Raw genomic sequence first — 16,584 nt, forward strand, 5'->3', positions numbered from 1 at the left:
GCAGGGGCGGTAGGGCGTGAAAAGGGGGCTCTGTCCTGTTCGGGGCTACGCCAGCGGCAGCCGGTACGTCCCGTCCTCCAGCGGCTCCACCAGACCGTCCGCCACCAGCCCGTCCAGCGCCCTGGCCCGCTGCACCGGCTCGTCCCAGACGGCGTCCAGCGCCACCTGCGGCACGGGCTCCAGCGCCTCCCGCAGCACCGCCAGCAGCTTTCCGCGCACCTGCCGGTCCGTCCCCGCATAGGTCTGGCCGCGGCGCGGCGGGCCGTCGTGCGCCGGGGAGCCCGCGGCACGCCACGCGCACCGGTCGGCGATCGGGCAGCGCCCGCAGACCGGCGTGCGCGCCGTGCACACCAGCGCGCCCAGCTCCATCGTCGCGGCCGCCCAGCGGGCCGCGACCGGCTCGCTCTCCGGCAGCAGGGCGCGGGCCAGCTTGCGCTCGGCCGCCGTCGTCGCGTTCGGCGGGTACTGCGCGCCGCTCACGGCGCGCGCGAACACCCTGCGCACGTTGGTGTCGAGGACCGCGTGCCGCTGCCCGTACGCGAACGAGGCCACCGCCGCCGCCGTGTACTCGCCGACGCCCGGCAGCGCCAGCAGCCGGGCGTGGTCGCTCGGCACCTCGCCGCCGTGCAGCTCCGTGATCGCCGTCGCGGCGGCGTGCAGCCGCAGCGCCCGCCGCGGGTAGCCGAGCCGGCCCCAGGCGCGCACCGCCTCGCCGGGCGGCTCGGCCGCCAGGTCCGCCGGGCGCGGCCAGCGCGCGAGCCACTGCTCGTACACCGGCAGGACGCGGCTGACCGGCGTCTGCTGGAGCATGAACTCGCTGACCATCACGCCCCACGCGCCGGCCTCCGGGCGCCGCCAGGGCAGGTCGCGGGCGTGCGCGTCGAACCAGTCGATGACCGGTCCGTGGAGTGCGCCGGCGGAGGGCCCGGAGAGGATCCCGGGGGAGGTCTCGGAGGAGGGCTCGGGTAGGGCGGCGGTGGTGCGGTCTGTCACAGTCATGGCGCTTCCGATCCTGGCACGGCCGCGGACGGCGGAGAAACGCGCCGGGCCCCGTTCACCTGACTTTCGTCTGACTTTCGTCAGGGGCGCGCGGGCGCGGGCGGCTTGTACCGTCGTGCGGGTGAGCCGCCGCACGACCACCACCCTGGGAAGGGCCCTGAGCAGGGCCGGGACCAGGCTTCCGACTTGGGCCCGGACCGGATTTCCCGCCTGGGCCCGGACCGGGTTTCCGATCAGGGCCGGAGCCGGGTTTCCGGGCCGGGCCCTGCGCGACGCCCTGCTGTGGGCGGCGCTCACCGCGCCCGGCGTCGCCGCGGACCTGCTCGGCCTGAACGCGCCCCGGCCCTGGTGGCAGGCCGCGGCCGGAGCGGCCGTCCTCGCCGCCGCCGTCGCCGTCTCCCGCGCCCGGCCCGTGCTCGCGCTCGGCCTCGCCGCCGGGCTGGGCCTGGCCGCGTCGCCCTCGCTCTTCACGCTCTCCTACGGGCCCGCCCTCTCCGTCTTCGCCTACCTGCTGGGCCGCCGCTCGGCCCGGACGCGCCCCGCCCTGTACGCCTTCCCGGCCGTCGCGGCCGCTGGCACGGTGCTCGTCCTCGCCCGCCACACCGACCCCGTCATCGAATGGCTGGTTCTGATCGGCACGCTGCTGTTCGGCGCGGTCTTCCCCTGGCTGGCCGGCCGGTACCGGCGCCAGGCGCGCGAGCTCGTCGCCGCGGGCTGGAGCCGGGCGGCGCAGCTGGAGCGCGAGCAGGAGATCGTCGCGGACCGGGCCCGGCTGCGGGAACGCGCCCGCATCGCCCAGGACATGCACGACTCCCTCGGCCACGAGCTGAGCCTGATCGCGCTGCGCGCCGGGGCCTTGCAGGTCGCGCCGGGCCTCGACGCGGCGCACCGGGCGGCCGCCGCCGACCTGCGCGGGGCCGCCGCGGCGGCGACGGACCGGCTCCGCGACATCATCGGCGTCCTGCGCGACGCCGCCCCGCCGCCCGGGCCCGCGCCGCTGGCCCCGCCGGACGACTCGCTGCCCGCCCTCGTGGACCGCGCGGCGGCCTCCGGCCTGCCCGTACGCGCTCTGCTGCCGCGCGAGGCGGTGCTGCCGCCGCTCGTGGAGCGGGCCGCGTACCGCGTCGTGCAGGAGGCGCTGACGAACGCGGCGAAGCACGCGCCGGGGGCGGAGGTGAGCGTCACGGTGGAGACGGGGGCGCGGGAGACGGTGGTGACGGTCGTGAGCGAGCCGTCGGCTTCGGCGGGCGGCTCGCCGTCCGTGTCCGCGTCCGGGGCCGCTTCCGGGTCCGGCGGCGGTACGGGGCTGCTGGCGCTGCGGGAGCGTGTGGCGCTCGCGGGAGGCGAGTTCACGGCGGGGGCGGACGGGGACGGCGGAAGCTTCCGGGTGCGGGCGCGGCTGCCGCACGAGCCGGGGCCCCGCGCGGTGCCCGCGCACCGGCCCACCGACTTCGAAGCCCTCGCGCGCGCTCAGCGCACCGCCCGGCGGCGGTTCGCCGTCCCCTTCGCCGTCGCGGCCGCCGGCGGGGCCGTCTTCGTCGCCGTGGCGTTCGGCTCGTACGCCTACGTCAAGACCCACTCGGTGCTGAAGCCCGCCGACTACGCGGCCCTGCGCGTCGGCGCGCCGTACGCCGACGTCGCGCCGCTCCTCCCGGACCGGCAGGTCACCGACCCGCCGTCCGACCGCGACCCGTCCGCCCCGCCCGCCGGGGCGGAGTGCCGCTACTACCGGGCGAGCGGCGAACTCTTCGTCAGCGTCGAACATTTCCGGCTCTGCTTCCGCGACGGGCGCCTCGTCGCGAAGAGCCGCATCCCACGGGTCGGCGCCGCCGGCATCGTGGAACAGGAGGAGAAAGAATGGCTGCGGTGAGCACCGTCAGAGTCCTCGTCGCCGACGACGAGGCGATGATCCGCGCCGGCGTCCGCGCGATCCTGTCCGCCGATCCGGGCATCGAGGTGGTCGCGGAGGCGGCGGACGGCCGCGAGGCCGTGGAGGCGGCCCGTGCCCACCGGCCGGACGTCGCGCTGCTCGACATCCGCATGCCGCGCATGGACGGCCTCGCCGCGTGCGAGGAGATCCGCCGGACCGCGCCCGGCACGGCGGTCGCGATCCTCACGACGTTCTCCGAAGACGCCTACATCTCCCGTGCGCTGGGCGGCGGGGCCACCGGCTTCCTCCTCAAGTCCGGCGACCCCTACGAACTGATGACCGGCGTCCGCGCGGTCGCGGACGGCGGCGCGTACCTCTCCCCGAAGGTCGCCCGGCACGTCATCGCCGAACTGGGCGGCGAACGGCTCACCCGCGGCGCCTCCGCCCGCGCCCGCATCGCCGACCTGACCACCCGCGAACGCGAGGTACTCGCCCTCCTGGGCGAGGGCCTCTCCAACGCGGCCATCGGCCGCCGGCTGCATCTGGTCGAAGGCACGGTAAAGGGCTACGTGAGCGCGGTCCTGGACCGCCTGGAGGTCGACAACCGCGTCCAGGCCGCGATCATCGCGTACGAGGCGGGTCTGGTGACGGGTTCCCCGTCGGCCGAGTAGGCCGTGCGCACGGCCGGTTCGGCACCGCCGGTGGGCGGCGTGGGGGTACTTCGCCGTCGCGGCGGAAGAATCCTGCCCGCCGCACCGGCGAAGCGGGGGTGGGCCCGGCTGGGGGGCCGGAGAAAAATGCCCGCCGCGACGGCGAAGTGCCACAGCGGTGAGGGTCCGGCGGAAGGACCAGCTACGGCAGTCGTACCGTCCTGGTCGGCCCGCAGGGCCGGACCGAAAGCCCGCCGCAACGGCGAAGTACCCCCACGCCGTGGGTCCGGCGGAAGGTGATGTCGCCGGTACCGACGCGTTCCAGCTGGCCCCGCACCGCGCGGCAGGGTGGAATGGGGCCATGAGCGAGAGCGAAGCGCAGGCGCGGCCGCCGTTGGACATCCGGGCGGCGCTCGACGCGCACTCGACCCTGACCCTGGCCTACGCCGACGAGGACGGCCCGCAGGCGTGCGCCGTGCTCTACGCCCTCGCCGCCGGCGACGACACGGCGCTGCTGTTCGTCACCTCGGCCACCACCCGCCACGGCCGCGCCCTCACCAAGGGCACCGGCACCGGCACCGTCGCCTTCACCGCTCAGCGCGACGGCCAGGTGTGGACGGCCCTGACGGGCATTCAAGGCCGCGGCATCTGCCGCCGCCTGGAGGGCACCGAACGCGAGACCGCCTGGCGCGCCTACAGCGAGCGCTTCCCGTACGTCGACCACAACGACCGCCTCCGCCAGGCAATGGAGCGCACCGACCTGTGGGAGCTGCGCCCCGGCTGGCTGCGCCTGATCGACAACGGGCAGGGCTTCGGCCACAAGTCGGAGTGGACCCGCCCCGCGGCCTGAACCCCTACGCCTGAACCTCCACCCCTGACCGCTACGCCTTGACGAGCACCCGCAGCCGCCCCCGCTCGGCCCGTTCCACCAGCCCCGCGGCCGGCCGTACGAGCAGCAGCCCGCCGAGCAGCGCCACGAGCACGCCGAGCACCAGCCCCGCGGCCACGTCGTGCGGGTAGTGCACGCCGAGGAAGACCCGCGAGAACGCGACGAGCAGAGCCATGGGCAGCACGGCCCACACGAGCGCCCGCCGGGCGAGGACGATCCCCGTCGCGAGGGCCGCGGCGAGGGTGGCGTGGTTGCTCGGGAACGACCAGTCGCCGTGCGGCGGGCACGCCGCCAGCGAGGTCACCGCGCCGTGCACCGCCCGGCACGGCCGCTCCTCGTCCACCAGGCTCTTGACGACCTCGCTGATGCCGTACGCGATCGCCGTGGTGACCGGCACGAGCAGCGCGAGCGCGACCCCGCGCGCCCCCGTGCGCCGGTTGTGCCACCACACGGCGACGGCCACGGCCATCAGCAGCAACAGCCCGGCCTCGGTGCCGATTTCCGCAAGGGTGTGCACCCACTCCGGTGTGGAGCGGGCGAATTCGGTGACGTCGCGATAGAGGTCGTTGTCCACGGTGTCCATGGTCCCGGGAGCCTACGGACCGTCACTTGCGCGCCACACCGGGCTATCGGCATGTACACCGTCCGACTTTCGTCAGATGGCAGCAAGGGAAAATCGGCCCGCGGCGGACCGATGATGAGAAAATCCGGCACCCACCCGGCGGGTAGGGGCTGGTGCCCCAGCCGTTGTCTCGTAGAGTCTTCGCGTGGGATCACTGCGCAATCCGATCGGGCCGCTTCCCTCCTCCATCTATTGGCGGCGGAGGGCAGTTGCGCTTGGCCTGCTCGGCCTTCTCGTTCTGCTGGGGCTCTGGTTCGTCACCCTCGGGGGTGACGGCGGCTCCGGCGACGACCAGGGCAAGGGCACGGACGGGAAGAACCCGGGCGACAGCACCACCATCACCCCCGGCCCGGTGCCCTCCGGCCCGCACTACAGCCAACGCCCGGGCGGCCGCGGCGAGTCGGCCAGCGGCGGCTCCAGCGGCTCCGCCGGCAGCGGCGGCAGCGGCACGGGCGCGTCCGGGGCCGGCGGCTCCGGTACGGGCGGCGGCGGCACGACGGGCACCGGCGGCGGTGGCGCCCTCGGCACCGGCGACGGCAAGGCCGTGCCGATCGGCTCGTCCCTGCCCGACTGCTCGCCGGGCGCGGTGCGGATCGCGATCCGCAGCGTCAAGGACGCCTACCGGCCCGACGAGAAGCCGAAGTTCGAGATCGTGGTGAAGAACTCCGGCGGCAGTGCCTGCAAGCTCAACTTCGGTGCCACCGCCGCGATTATGAAGATCACGCAAATCGACGGTGACGACCGCGTGTGGGCTTCCGACGACTGTCCCCGCGCCACGGGCCCGGCGCTCGTCGAGCTCCCCGGTTCGGGTGAGACCAAGCGCACCGTGGAATGGGACCGCAAGCGCAGCGCGCCGCACTGCGCGACGCCTTCCGGTGACGGGGCGGCGGGCACCGGCAAGTACCGGGCCGAGGTCAGAATTGCGGGCGTCACCGAAAAGGTGGAATTCACCCTGGAGAAGGACTGACGGCCGGGCGTACGACAGGACACCCGGCCGGGGGTAACGCTCCGGCTGGATGTGCTGTTCTCGGGTTCTTGGACATGCCGTCCGAGATCCCGCTGGACGACGTACCGCTCAGCCGGGCATATCGCTCAGCCGGACGTGCCCCTTAGCCGGGTATGCCGCACAGCCGGGCATACCGCTTAGACGTACCGCTCCAGGATCGAGGACTCCGCAAGCCGCGACAGCCCCTCGCGGACCGAGCGGGCACGGGCCTCGCCGACCCCGTCGACCGTCTGGAGGTCGTCCACGCTGGCGGCCAGCAGCTTCTGCAAGCCGCCGAAGTGGTCGACCAGCCGCTCTATGATCGCGCCCGGCAGCCGCGGCACCTTCGCCAGCAGGCGGTAGCCGCGCGGCGACACCGCGGAGTCCAGCGTCTCCGGGGAGCCGCTGTAGCCCAGGGCGCGCGCCACGATGGGCAGTTCGAGCAGCTCGGGGTGGGTGAGGGAGTCCAGCTCGGACAGGGCCTCGGGGACCGTGCGGGTGCGCTTGGCGGTCGGCTCCGGGACGTAGTCCCGCACGACGAGGTCGCGCTCGGGCTCGACGCCGGCGATCAGCTCGTCCAGCTGGAGGGAGAGCAGGCGGCCGTCGGTGCCCAGCTCCACCACGTACTCCGCGATCTCCGTGGCGATGCGGCGGACCAGCTCCAGGCGCTGGCAGACCGCGGTCACGTCGCGGACCGTCACCAGATCCTCGATCTCCAGGGCGGAGAGGGTGCCCGCGACCTCGTCCAGCCGGAGCTTGTAGCGCTCCAGGGTGGCCAGGGCCTGGTTGGCCCGGGAGAGGATCGCCCCGGACTCCTCCAGGACGCGCCGCTCACCGCCCACGTACAGGGCGATCAGGCGCATCGACTGGCTGACCGACACCACGGGGAAGCCGCACTGGATGGAGACGCGCTGCGCCGTGCGGTGCCGGGTGCCGGTCTCCTCGGTGGGGATCGACGCGTCCGGCAGGAGCTGCACGCCCGCCCGCACGATCTTGGTGATGTCCTTGTCGAGGATCAGGGCGCCGTCCAGCTTGCACAGCTCGCGCAGGCGCGTGGCACTGAACTCCACGTCCAGGACGAAACCGCCCGTGCACATGGACTCCACCGTCTTGTCCATGCCCAGGACGATCAGGCCGCCCGTATTGCCGCGGAGGACGCGCTCCAGGCCGTCGCGCAAGGCCGTGCCGGGCGCGACGGCGCTCAGCGAGGCGCGCATCAGACCGTCGGCACCGGAGGAACCCCCGGCCTTGCCGGGGCCCGATGCCCGGTCGTTGGCTGCCACTGCACTCCTCCGGTCGCAAGGTCAACGGTGCCGCAGCCCGCCCGGTTTTCCGTACGTACGGGCGAGACCAGGGCAAAGTCTACTGGCGTGTTCGGGCCTCCAGCCTATTAAAGAGGGCCCCCTCACGCTTGAACAGGGCCGACAGGGCTCTCCCCGGCCGGGGCGTCCGACCCGGCTCGGCGCCGGTTCTCCCGGGGTACCCGCTTGGGGAGCACTCGAAGCGCCTCGCCTATGTCCGCGACTTCGAGGACGCGCATGCCGCTCGGCACCTTCCCCGGATCGCCCGGCACCAGCGCGTGCGTGAAGCCCAGCCGGGCCGCCTCCGCCAGCCGCCGCTGCACTCCGGTGACCCGCCGGACCTCGCCGGCCAGGCCCACCTCGCCGATCGCCACCAGGTTCTTCGGCAGGGGGGTGTCGCTGGCGGCACTGGCCAGGGCCAGGGCGACCGCCAGGTCCGCCGCGGGCTCCGACAGCTTCACGCCGCCCACCGTGGCGCTGTAGATGTCCCGCTTGCCGAGCGCGCTGATCCTGCCCCGCTGCTCCAGCACCGCCAGCATCATCGACACCCGCGACGTCTCCAGGCCGGACGTCGTGCGGCGCGGCGAGGGGATCTGCGAATCGACCGTCAGCGCCTGCACCTCGGCCACCAGCGGCCGGCGGCCCTCCAGCGTCACCGTCAGACACGTGCCCGGGACGGGCTCGGCGCGGCGGGTGAGGAACAGGCCGCTCGGATCGGCCAGACCGGTGATGCCCTCGTCGTGCAGCTCGAAGCAGCCGACCTCGTCCGTCGCCCCGTAGCGGTTCTTCACGCCGCGCACCAGCCGCAGGCGCGCGTGCCGGTCGCCCTCGAAGCTCAGCACCACGTCCACCAGGTGCTCCAGCAGGCGCGGGCCCGCGATCGCCCCGTCCTTGGTGACGTGACCGACCAGGAGCGTGGCCATGCCCCGCTCCTTGGAGGCCCGGATCAGGGCGCCCGCCACCTCGCGCACCTGCGCCATGCCGCCCGGCGCGCCGTCGATCTCCGGCGAGGCCACCGTCTGCACCGAGTCCAGGACCAGCAGGGACGGCTTGACGGAGTCGAGGTGCCCGAGCACGGCCGCCAGATCCGTCTCGGCCGCCAGATACAAGTGGTCGTCGATCGCCCCGATGCGGTCCGCCCGCAGGCGCACCTGGCTCGCTGACTCCTCACCCGTCACATACAGCGTGCGGTGCTCCTCGGAGGCGGCCTTCGCCGCCACGTCCAGCAGGAGCGTCGACTTGCCGACGCCCGGCTCGCCCGCGATCAGCACCACCGCCCCCGGCACGAGCCCGCCGCCCAGGACGCGGTCCAGCTCGTCCACTCCCGTGCTGCGCGCGGTGGCCTGCCGGCCGTCAACCTGGCCGATGGGCAGCGCGGCGGTGGACACGCGGCCGGGCGCGGTCGTCCGCACCGCGGGCGCGCCGAACTCCTCGACCGTGCCCCACGCCTGGCACTCGGGGCAGCGGCCGAGCCACTTGACCGTGGTCCAGCCGCACTCGGTGCAGCGGTAGGAGGGCCGGTCCTTGGCGGACGGGCGTGCGGTACGGGCAGCCATGCGAGCCACCGTAGCGGGAGCCACTGACAACGCCGCTCGCGACGGCTCTTTGCGCTACGGCCCTTTACCAGAACCGGGACGCCATCCGTTTTTGCAAGTTCCTGCTGTACGGAGCACCTCTCCCGGAAACACGGGAGGGACGGCGCGGCAGTGTCCCCATTTTATGGGAGAACATCACCCGAATGGGTTAAACCTGGGTCGGCAGCGGCAGCAACGGCCCGTCACCCGCCTACCGTCGCCGGGATGATGACCAGGAGGCCAGAGCACCGCCCGCCCGCCACCGGCGCGCATCGCGCACACCGCGGTGCGCCGCGCGAGGCCCGCGCGCCTCGGGGCAATCAGACCGTTCAGCCAGTGCCTGAGGCGGACGCCGCCCACGGCCCCGTAACCGCGGCGGGCACCGTGGCCCTCGACGCGCCCGGTCCCCACGCGACCCTCGCGCAGCGGCCGCCCATGAAGTACGACCCCCACCTCGACGGGCTCTTCACCTACTGCCTGTCGGTCCTGTGCGAGCACGACGCCGCGACCGCCGCCCTCGGGGAGGTCCTCGCCCTCGCCGAGAAGCGCGCCGACCGCGCCCCCGCCGACGAGGAACTGCGCCGCCCCTGGCTCTACGCCCTCGCCCGCTGGGCCTGCCTGCGGCGCCTCGCCGCGCCGGACGCCCCCGGCCCCGCCGCCGGGGAGGCCCCCGCCCCGCCCGACCCGCGCCGGCGGGCGGAGCTGGCCCTGCTCGCCTGGCCCGAGGCCGCCGGAACCACCGCCGAGCAGCGCGAAGCGCTCGAACTGGCCGTCCGGCACGGTCTGACCGCCTCCGAGGTCGCCGCCGTCCTCGGCGTGGAGGGCGACGCCGCGCGGGCCCTGCTGTCCTCCGCGGCCTGCGAGGTCGAGCGCACGCGCACGGCCCTGGCCGTCGTGGAGGCGGGCCGCTGCCCCGTCGTCGCCCGCTTCGCGGGCGACACCCAGGTGCTGCTCGGCGCGGCCCTGCGGCGCGAGCTGGTCCGGCACGTCGATGACTGCGCCGACTGCCGCCGCACCGCCGAGCGGGCCACCGCGGGGGAGCCCTGGCCCGGTACGGCGGCGTCCTCCGCACCGCTGCCCGTCCTCGAAGCGCCCAGAGCCGACGCGTACGCCGCGATGCTGTCCGCGGCGGGCGCGGGCGGGCGGCAGCGCGGCGCCCACGCGTCCGCCGTGCCGCGCTTCGACCGGCGCGGCTATCCCGTCGACCCCAAGGACCGCACGGCGCGGCGCGGGCGGCTGCGCAGCCGGGCCGTCACCACGGCCGTCGTCGCCACCGTCGTCGCCGCGCCCGTGCTCGCCCTGTGGGCCGCGTGGCACGGCGCGCCGGAGACGGGGGAGTCGCGCCCGGACGCCGCGGCCGTCTCCGCGAAGGAGACCGGCGCCGCCGCCCGCGAACGCCCCTACCGAGGGCCCGGCCCCGCCCCGCGGCCCGTCGGCAGCACGGGCGGTACGCCCGGGCGCCTGGTCACCGAGGTGTCGGTCGCCGTCATCGGCCCCGACGGCCGGCCCGTACCGCCCCCGCAGGCCGGCAGCGCCGCCCCGCCGTCCCCGGCGGACGGCAACGCCGGGCCGCCCGCCCCGGGCGACCCCGCGCCCGCCCCCGGCCGGCTGGCGGTCAGTGCCCAGCCCAGCGGTACCGCCACGATCGTCACGCTCACGGCGAGCGGCGGTCAGGCGGTGGTGTGGTCCATGACGGCCGATGCGCCCTGGCTACGGCTGAGCAAGCCGGGCGGCGTCCTCCAGCCCGGGCAGACCACGACCGTCGTGGTCGGGATCGACGCGGAACGCGAGCCGGTGGGGCCGTGGCGGGCCCGGGTCGTCATCGCCCCGGGCGGCACGACGGTAACGATCGAGGGCCGAGGCCGCCCGGTCGTCTCCACCCCGGCCGCCACCCAGTCCCCACCACCGCCGCCCTCACCGACGCCGGCACCCCCGTCACCGTCGACGGGCTGACCCCACCTGGCGCGCCGCGGCGAGCACGAATCCGGCGTGGGGGGGGGGGGGCACGGCACCGCCGGTCACATCGTGGTGGCTGATCACCGCTGCGGCGGCTTCAGGGGTGCCGGCCGCACACTCTCCTCCGCCGCGACGGTGCGCAACCACAACGCCGCAGTTCGGCGGTGCCGAGCCGGGCCGTGGGGGGGGGGCACGGCACCGCCGGTCACATCGTGGTGGCTGATCACCGCGGCGGCGGCTTCAGGGGTGCGGGCCGGGCACCGGGCCGGGCGGCGGCTCCGCGTCGAACGCCTAGCGGCGCGCCCCCGGCTTCGGGTCCGCCGGGTGCGGGGCCATCGGGAGCAGCGCGGCCAGGCGGTCCTCGCAGAGTTCGGCGAGGCGGTCGTAGGCCTCCTTGCCCATCATCTCCGTGAGTTCGGGCCGGTACGTGACATAGACCGGCTCGCCGGCGCCGTGCGCGGACGTGGCCGACGTGCACCACCAGTGCAGGTCGTGGCCGCCCGGGCCCCAGCCCCGGCGGTCGTACTCCCCGATGGAGATCTGCAGCACGCGCGTGTCGTCCGGCCGGTCGATCCAGTCGTACGTGCGCCGCACCGGCAGCTGCCAGCAGACGTCCGGCTTGGTCTCCAGCGGCTCGCGGCCCTCCTTGAGGGCCAGGATGTGCAGGGAGCACCCCGCGCCGCCCGCGAAGCCGGGCCGGTTCTGGAAGATGCAGGAGCCCTTCCAGCGGCGCGTCTGCCGCTCGCCGTCCTCGTCGAGCTGCGTCCAGCCGGAGTCCGTGCCCACGTCGTGGAACTGCCACATCTCCGGCGTGAGCCGCGCCACGTGCCCGGCGACCCGCTTCTCGTCGTCCTCGTCGGAGAAGTGCGCGCCCAGGGTGCAGCAGCCGTCGTCGGCGCGCCCCGCCTGGATGCCCTGGCAGCCGCTGCCGAAGATGCACGTCCAGCGCGAGGTCAGCCAGGTCAGGTCGCAGCGGAAGACCTGCTCGTCGTCCGCGGGGTCGGGGAACTCGACCCAGGCGCGCGCGAAGTCCAGCCCGACCTCGTCGGAGGTCTGCTGTTCGCGCTTTTTGCCCGGCTTGGCCTTCTTCGTCTTTGCCACCCCTCCAGCCTATGCGCCCCCGGCGGCCGCAGTAGCGTTCAGGCCATGAGACTCGGTGTCCTCGACGTGGGTTCGAATACGGTGCATCTGCTCGTGGTGGACGCGCACCCGGGCGCGCGCCCCCTGCCCGCCCACTCCCACAAGACCGAGCTGCGCCTCGCCCAGCTCCTCGACGACGACGGCGCGATCAGCGATGCCGGGATAGACCGGCTGGTCGCCGTCCTCCAGGACGCCCTGCAAGCCGCCGAGGACAAGGGCTGCGAGGACGTCCTGCCGTTCGCGACGTCCGCCGTCCGCGAGGCCGCCAACGCGGACGCCGTCCTGGCCCGGGTGCAGAAGGAGACGGGCCTCACACTGCCGGTCCTGACCGGCGAGGAGGAGGCCCGCCTGACGTTCCTGGCCGCCCGCCGCTGGTTCGGCTGGTCGGCCGGAAAACTGCTGGTGCTCGACATCGGCGGCGGTTCTCTGGAGATCGCTTTCGGCCTGGACGAGGATCCGGACGCCGCCGCCTCCCTCCCCCTCGGCGCCGGCCGCCTCACCTCCGCGTGGCTGCCCGGGGACCCGCCCGACCCCACGGACGTCCGTGCCCTGCGCCGCCACGTCCGCGCCCAGATCGCCCGCATCGTCGGCGACTTCGCGCGGCTCGGCGCGCCGGACCACGTCGTGGCCACCTCCAAGACCTTCAAGCAGCTCGCCCGCATCGCGGGCGCCGCCCGCTCCACCGACGGCCTGTACGTGCAGCGCGCCCTGACCCGCCGCGCCCTGGAGGACTGGGTGCCGCGGCTCGCCGCGATGACCGCCGACCGGCGCGCCCAGCTGCCCGGCGTGTCGGAGGGCCGGGCGCACCAGCTGCTCGCGGGCGCGCTGGTCGCGGAGGGCGCGATGGACCTGTTCGGCGTGGACGAGCTGGAGATCTGCCCGTGGGCACTGCGCGAGGGCGTCATCCTGCGCAGGCTGGACCACCTGCCGGCGGCGGCCGGAAGCTGACCCCGTAGAACGGGCCCGCCGCACCACCAGGGGAGGCGGACCCGCCACATGGGAGGTACCCGCCCGCCGTACGAGAGGCGGTCGTACGCTGTCCCTCGTGACAGAGCCAGTGGTGCGCATCCCGGATGCGAAGGTCGCGCTGTCCACGGCCTCGGTCTATCCCGAGTCGACGGCGACGGCCTTCGAGATCGCCGCCCGCCTGGGCTACGACGGCGTCGAGGTCATGGTGTGGACCGACCCGGTCAGCCAGGACATCGAGGCGCTCCGCCGCCTGTCCGACTACCACCAGGTGCCCATCCTCGCCGTGCACGCCCCTTGCCTGCTGATCACCCAGCGCGTCTGGTCGACCGACCCCTGGGTCAAGCTCCAGCGCGCCCGGGCGGCCGCCGAGAAGCTCGGCGCGAGCACCGTCGTCGTCCACCCGCCGTTCCGCTGGCAGCGCGGCTACGCCCGCGACTTCGTCCGCGGCATCTGGCGGATGGCCGAGGAAACCGACGTCCGCTTTGCGGTCGAGAACATGTATCCGTGGCGCTACCGCGACCGCGAGATGCTCGCCTACGCGCCCGACTGGGACGTCACCAAGGACGACTACCGCCACTTCACGGTCGACCTCTCGCACACCTCCACCGCCCGTACGGACGCCCTCGCGATGCTCGACCGCATGGGCGACCGGCTCGCCCACATCCACCTCGCCGACGGCAACGGCTCCGCCAAGGACGAGCACCTCGTGCCCGGCCGCGGCAAGCAGCCCTGCGCCGAGGTGCTGGAGCGGCTGGCGACCCGCGGCTTCGACGGGCACGTGGTCATCGAGGTCAACACCCGCCGCGCCATGTCCGCGGCCGAGCGCGAGGCCGACCTCGCCGAGGCCCTCGCCTTCACCCGGCTCCACCTGGCCTCGCCCACCCGCGTGCCCCGGCCATGACCGCGGCAGCCCCCGGCGGCGCCGGAGCCCCCCGCAGGCGCGGCCGCCCCGCCCGTACGGACGCGGGCAGCGGCCCCGGCGCCCGCGAGCGCATCCTCGCCGCCGCCCGCGCCGAATTCGCCGCCCGCGGCTACGACCGCGCCTCCATCCGCGCCATCGCCAGGGGCGCGGACGTCGACCCGGCGCTCGTCCACCACTACTACGGTCCCAAGGAACAGATCTTCGCCGCCGCGATCGAGACGGACTTCGCACCTGCACTCGAAGCGCCGGACGTCATCCAGTCCGGCGGCCCGGACACGCTGGGGGAGCGGCTCACCCGCTTCATCCTCGGCGTCTGGGAGGACCCGGCCACCCGTGAACAGCTCCTCGCGATCGTCCGCTCGGCCGTCGCCAACGAGACCGCCGCCGCGGTCTTCCGCGACCTCGTCACCCGCAGGCTCATGTCCCGCATCGCGGGCGAGCTCGGCGTCCCCGACGCCCGGCTGCGCTCGGAGCTGGCGGCCGCCAACCTCGTCGGCGTCGCCATGCTGCGCTACGTGATCAAGGTCGAGCCGCTGGCGTCGGCGGACGTCGAGCAGGTGGTGGCGATGGTGGCCCCGGCGGTGCAGCGGCACCTGGCGGGGGACGACGCGTAGGAACTCCTCCGGAGCTCACCGCCCCGCGGACGCGCGTCTCACATGGCGGAGAACCTGTCCGCCCCCTGGAGTACGGGCGTAGGCTCGAAAGACGCCGGTACGGCGGAGGAGAGGCGCCCGCCCCGCGCGGCGGCGCCCACGCAACTGCGAGGAGTGGAGCAGGATGCCCGAGCTGAGGTCCCGCACCGTCACCCACGGCCGCAACATGGCGGGCGCCCGCGCCCTCATGCGGGCCTCGGGCGTAGCGAGCGAGGACATCGGCAAGCCGATCATCGCGGTGGCCAACTCCTTCACCGAGTTCGTCCCGGGCCACACCCACCTCGCCCCGGTCGGCCGGATCGTCTCCGAGGCGATCAAGGCGGCCGGCGCCGTGCCCCGCGAGTTCAACACCATCGCCGTGGACGACGGCATCGCCATGGGCCACGCCGGCATGCTCTACTCGCTGCCCTCGCGCGACCTGATCGCCGACTCCGTCGAGTACATGGTCGAGGCCCACTGCGCCGACGCCCTGATCTGCATCTCCAACTGCGACAAGATCACCCCGGGCATGCTGATGGCCGCCATGCGCCTCAACATCCCCGTCGTCTTCGTCTCCGGCGGCCCCATGGAGGCCGGCCAGGCCACCCTCGTCGACGGCACGGTCCGCAAGCTCGACCTCATCAACGCCATCGTCGACGCGGTCAACGAGAACGTCTCCGACGAGGACGTGCTGCGCATCGAGGAGAACGCCTGCCCGACCTGCGGCTCCTGTTCCGGCATGTTCACCGCCAACTCCATGAACTGCCTCACCGAGGCCATCGGCCTCTCCCTGCCGGGCAACGGCTCCGTCCTCGCCACGCACACCGCCCGCAAGGCCCTCTACGAGAACGCCGCCCGCACGGTCGTCGAGATCACCAAGCGCTACTACGAGGACGGCGACGAGTCCGTCCTGCCGCGCAACATCGCCACCCGCGCCGCCTTCGACAACGCCATGGCCCTCGACATCGCCATGGGCGGCTCGACCAACACGATCCTCCACCTCCTCGCCGCCGCGCAGGAGGCCGGGCTCGACTACGACCTGAGCGACATCGACGCCGTCTCGCGCCGCGTCCCCTGCCTGGCCAAGGTCGCCCCCAACGTCGCCCCCGGCGGCACCTACTACATGGAGGACGTCCACCGCGCCGGCGGCATCCCCGCCATCCTCGGCGAGCTCTACCGCGCGGGCCTCCTCAACGAGGACGTGCACACCGTCCACTCGCCCGGCATCAAGGAGTGGCTGGAGGCCTGGGACGTCCGCGGCGGCTCGCCGACCCCCGAGGCCGTCGAGCTCTGGCACGCCGCCCCCGGCTGCGTCCGCTCCGCCACCGCGTTCTCGCAGTCCGAGCGCTGGGAGTCGCTGGACGTCGACGCGGCCGGCGGCTGCATCCGCGACGCCGCCCACGCCTACTCCAAGGACGGCGGACTGGCCGTCCTGAAGGGCAACCTCGCCGTCGACGGGTGCGTCGTGAAGACGGCGGGCGTCGACGAGTCGATCTGGACGTTCGAGGGCCCGGCCGTCGTCTGCGAGTCGCAGGAAGAGGCCGTCGACAAGATCCTCACCAAGTCGATCAAGGAGGGCGACGTCGTCGTCATCCGCTACGAGGGCCCGCGCGGCGGCCCCGGCATGCAGGAGATGCTCTACCCCACGTCCTTCCTCAAGGGCCGCGGCCTCGGCAAGGCCTGCGCCCTCGTGACGGACGGCCGCTTCTCCGGCGGCACGTCGGGCCTGTCGATCGGCCACGCCTCGCCGGAGGCCGCTTCGGGCGGCACGATCGCGCTCGTGCAGGACGGCGACCGCATCCGCATCGACATCCCGAACCGCTCCATCGAACTCCTCGTGGAGGAGCCCGAGCTCGACGCGCGGCGCGCGGCACTGGGCGGCACGTACGCCCCGAAGAACCGCGAACGCAAGGTCTCGGCGGCGCTGCGCGCGTACGCGGCCATGGCCACGAGCGCGGACCGGGGCGCGGTGCGGGACGTCAGCCTGCTGGAGGGGTAACGGGGGCCTGACGGAGGGGCGGCGGGCCGGAGGATCGGCGGGGCGGTGGGTCGGTGGGGCGCGGGGCTGAGGCCCG

General features: G+C 74.5%; 14 protein-coding genes. 9 read left to right on the forward strand and 5 right to left on the reverse strand.

What is annotated here, in order from left to right; genetic code table 11:
* Positions 1 to 45: 45 nt before the first annotated feature.
* Complete coding sequence (locus PS271_RS15800; RefSeq protein WP_398382491.1) at positions 46 to 999, reverse strand: HhH-GPD family protein; 954 nt, start codon at positions 997 to 999, stop codon at positions 46 to 48.
* A gap of 121 nt (positions 1,000 to 1,120) precedes the next feature.
* On the opposite strand from PS271_RS15800, the gene PS271_RS15805 reads away from it, so the two are divergent.
* From PS271_RS15805 to PS271_RS15815, 3 genes are all read left to right on the forward strand, one after another.
* A complete protein-coding gene (locus PS271_RS15805; protein ID WP_398382492.1) occupies positions 1,121 to 2,869 on the forward strand; it encodes a sensor histidine kinase in 1,749 nt (582 codons plus the stop codon).
* Positions 2,857 to 3,540 (forward strand): response regulator, encoded by a 684-nt coding sequence (locus tag PS271_RS15810; RefSeq protein ID WP_398382493.1) that lies wholly within the window; start codon positions 2,857 to 2,859, stop codon positions 3,538 to 3,540. Before PS271_RS15805 ends, PS271_RS15810 begins: the two co-directional genes overlap by 13 nt.
* A gap of 340 nt (positions 3,541 to 3,880) precedes the next feature.
* Complete coding sequence (locus PS271_RS15815; protein WP_398382494.1) at positions 3,881 to 4,369, forward strand: pyridoxamine 5'-phosphate oxidase; 489 nt, start codon at positions 3,881 to 3,883, stop codon at positions 4,367 to 4,369.
* A 31-nt stretch (positions 4,370 to 4,400) separates the two neighbouring features.
* Here PS271_RS15815 and PS271_RS15820 read toward each other — a convergent pair whose 3' ends face one another.
* Positions 4,401 to 4,991, reverse strand: a complete 591-nt coding sequence (locus PS271_RS15820) for a phosphatase PAP2 family protein (RefSeq protein WP_398382495.1) — start codon at positions 4,989 to 4,991, stop codon at positions 4,401 to 4,403.
* Positions 4,992 to 5,175: 184 nt separating this feature from the next.
* Between PS271_RS15820 and PS271_RS15825 the strand changes: the two genes are divergently transcribed.
* A complete protein-coding gene (locus PS271_RS15825; protein ID WP_398382496.1) occupies positions 5,176 to 5,997 on the forward strand; it encodes a hypothetical protein in 822 nt (273 codons plus the stop codon).
* A 176-nt stretch (positions 5,998 to 6,173) separates the two neighbouring features.
* Here PS271_RS15825 and disA read toward each other — a convergent pair whose 3' ends face one another.
* Together disA and radA are read right to left on the reverse strand one after the other, a co-directional pair.
* The gene (gene disA, locus PS271_RS15830) at positions 6,174 to 7,298 is read right to left on the reverse strand and encodes a DNA integrity scanning diadenylate cyclase DisA (protein WP_356289684.1); all 1,125 of its coding nucleotides are present in this window, start codon (positions 7,296 to 7,298) and stop codon (positions 6,174 to 6,176) included.
* 122 nt (positions 7,299 to 7,420) lie between these two features.
* Positions 7,421 to 8,872, reverse strand: coding sequence for a DNA repair protein RadA (radA, locus tag PS271_RS15835; RefSeq protein ID WP_398382497.1), 1,452 nt, complete (start codon positions 8,870 to 8,872; stop codon positions 7,421 to 7,423).
* A gap of 354 nt (positions 8,873 to 9,226) precedes the next feature.
* On the opposite strand from radA, the gene PS271_RS15840 reads away from it, so the two are divergent.
* The gene (locus tag PS271_RS15840; RefSeq protein ID WP_398382498.1) at positions 9,227 to 10,843 is read left to right on the forward strand and encodes a BACON domain-containing protein; all 1,617 of its coding nucleotides are present in this window, start codon (positions 9,227 to 9,229) and stop codon (positions 10,841 to 10,843) included.
* Positions 10,844 to 11,137: 294 nt separating this feature from the next.
* On the opposite strand, the gene PS271_RS15845 is transcribed toward PS271_RS15840, so the two are convergent.
* Entirely contained in the window at positions 11,138 to 11,947 is an 810-nt protein-coding gene (locus PS271_RS15845; protein WP_398382499.1) for a DUF3109 family protein, read from the reverse strand.
* 45 nt (positions 11,948 to 11,992) lie between these two features.
* On the opposite strand from PS271_RS15845, the gene PS271_RS15850 reads away from it, so the two are divergent.
* The 4 genes from PS271_RS15850 (at position 11,993) to ilvD (ending at position 16,508) form a co-directional block, all read left to right on the forward strand.
* Positions 11,993 to 12,934: a Ppx/GppA family phosphatase gene (locus PS271_RS15850; RefSeq protein ID WP_398382500.1), complete on the forward strand. Its 942-nt coding sequence runs from the start codon at positions 11,993 to 11,995 to the stop codon at positions 12,932 to 12,934.
* Positions 12,935 to 13,031: 97 nt separating this feature from the next.
* Positions 13,032 to 13,856, forward strand: coding sequence for a sugar phosphate isomerase/epimerase family protein (locus PS271_RS15855; RefSeq protein ID WP_398382501.1), 825 nt, complete (start codon positions 13,032 to 13,034; stop codon positions 13,854 to 13,856).
* Positions 13,853 to 14,491, forward strand: coding sequence for a TetR/AcrR family transcriptional regulator (locus PS271_RS15860; RefSeq protein WP_398382502.1), 639 nt, complete (start codon positions 13,853 to 13,855; stop codon positions 14,489 to 14,491). The genes PS271_RS15855 and PS271_RS15860 overlap by 4 nt, the downstream gene beginning before the upstream one ends.
* 163 nt (positions 14,492 to 14,654) lie before the next feature.
* Positions 14,655 to 16,508 (forward strand): dihydroxy-acid dehydratase, encoded by a 1,854-nt coding sequence (gene ilvD, locus PS271_RS15865; RefSeq protein ID WP_398382503.1) that lies wholly within the window; start codon positions 14,655 to 14,657, stop codon positions 16,506 to 16,508.
* The last annotated feature ends 76 nt before the right edge of the window (positions 16,509 to 16,584 follow it).

This window comes from Streptomyces sp. SCA2-17, from assembly GCF_044336695.1.

Bases quoted from the DNA above. Each gene is read 5' to 3' on its own strand.
- PS271_RS15800 (WP_398382491.1), bottom strand. From the start codon at position 999: ATGACTGTGACAGACCGCACCACCGCCGCCCTACCCGAGCCCTCCTCC.
- PS271_RS15810 (WP_398382493.1), top strand. From the start codon at position 2,857: ATGGCTGCGGTGAGCACCGTCAGAGTCCTCGTCGCCGACGACGAGGCG.
- PS271_RS15815 (WP_398382494.1), top strand. From the start codon at position 3,881: ATGAGCGAGAGCGAAGCGCAGGCGCGGCCGCCGTTGGACATCCGGGCG.
- PS271_RS15820 (WP_398382495.1), bottom strand. From the start codon at position 4,991: ATGGACACCGTGGACAACGACCTCTATCGCGACGTCACCGAATTCGCC.
- radA (WP_398382497.1), bottom strand. From the start codon at position 8,872: ATGGCTGCCCGTACCGCACGCCCGTCCGCCAAGGACCGGCCCTCCTAC.
- PS271_RS15850 (WP_398382500.1), top strand. From the start codon at position 11,993: ATGAGACTCGGTGTCCTCGACGTGGGTTCGAATACGGTGCATCTGCTC.
- PS271_RS15860 (WP_398382502.1), top strand. From the start codon at position 13,853: ATGACCGCGGCAGCCCCCGGCGGCGCCGGAGCCCCCCGCAGGCGCGGC.
- ilvD (WP_398382503.1), top strand. From the start codon at position 14,655: ATGCCCGAGCTGAGGTCCCGCACCGTCACCCACGGCCGCAACATGGCG.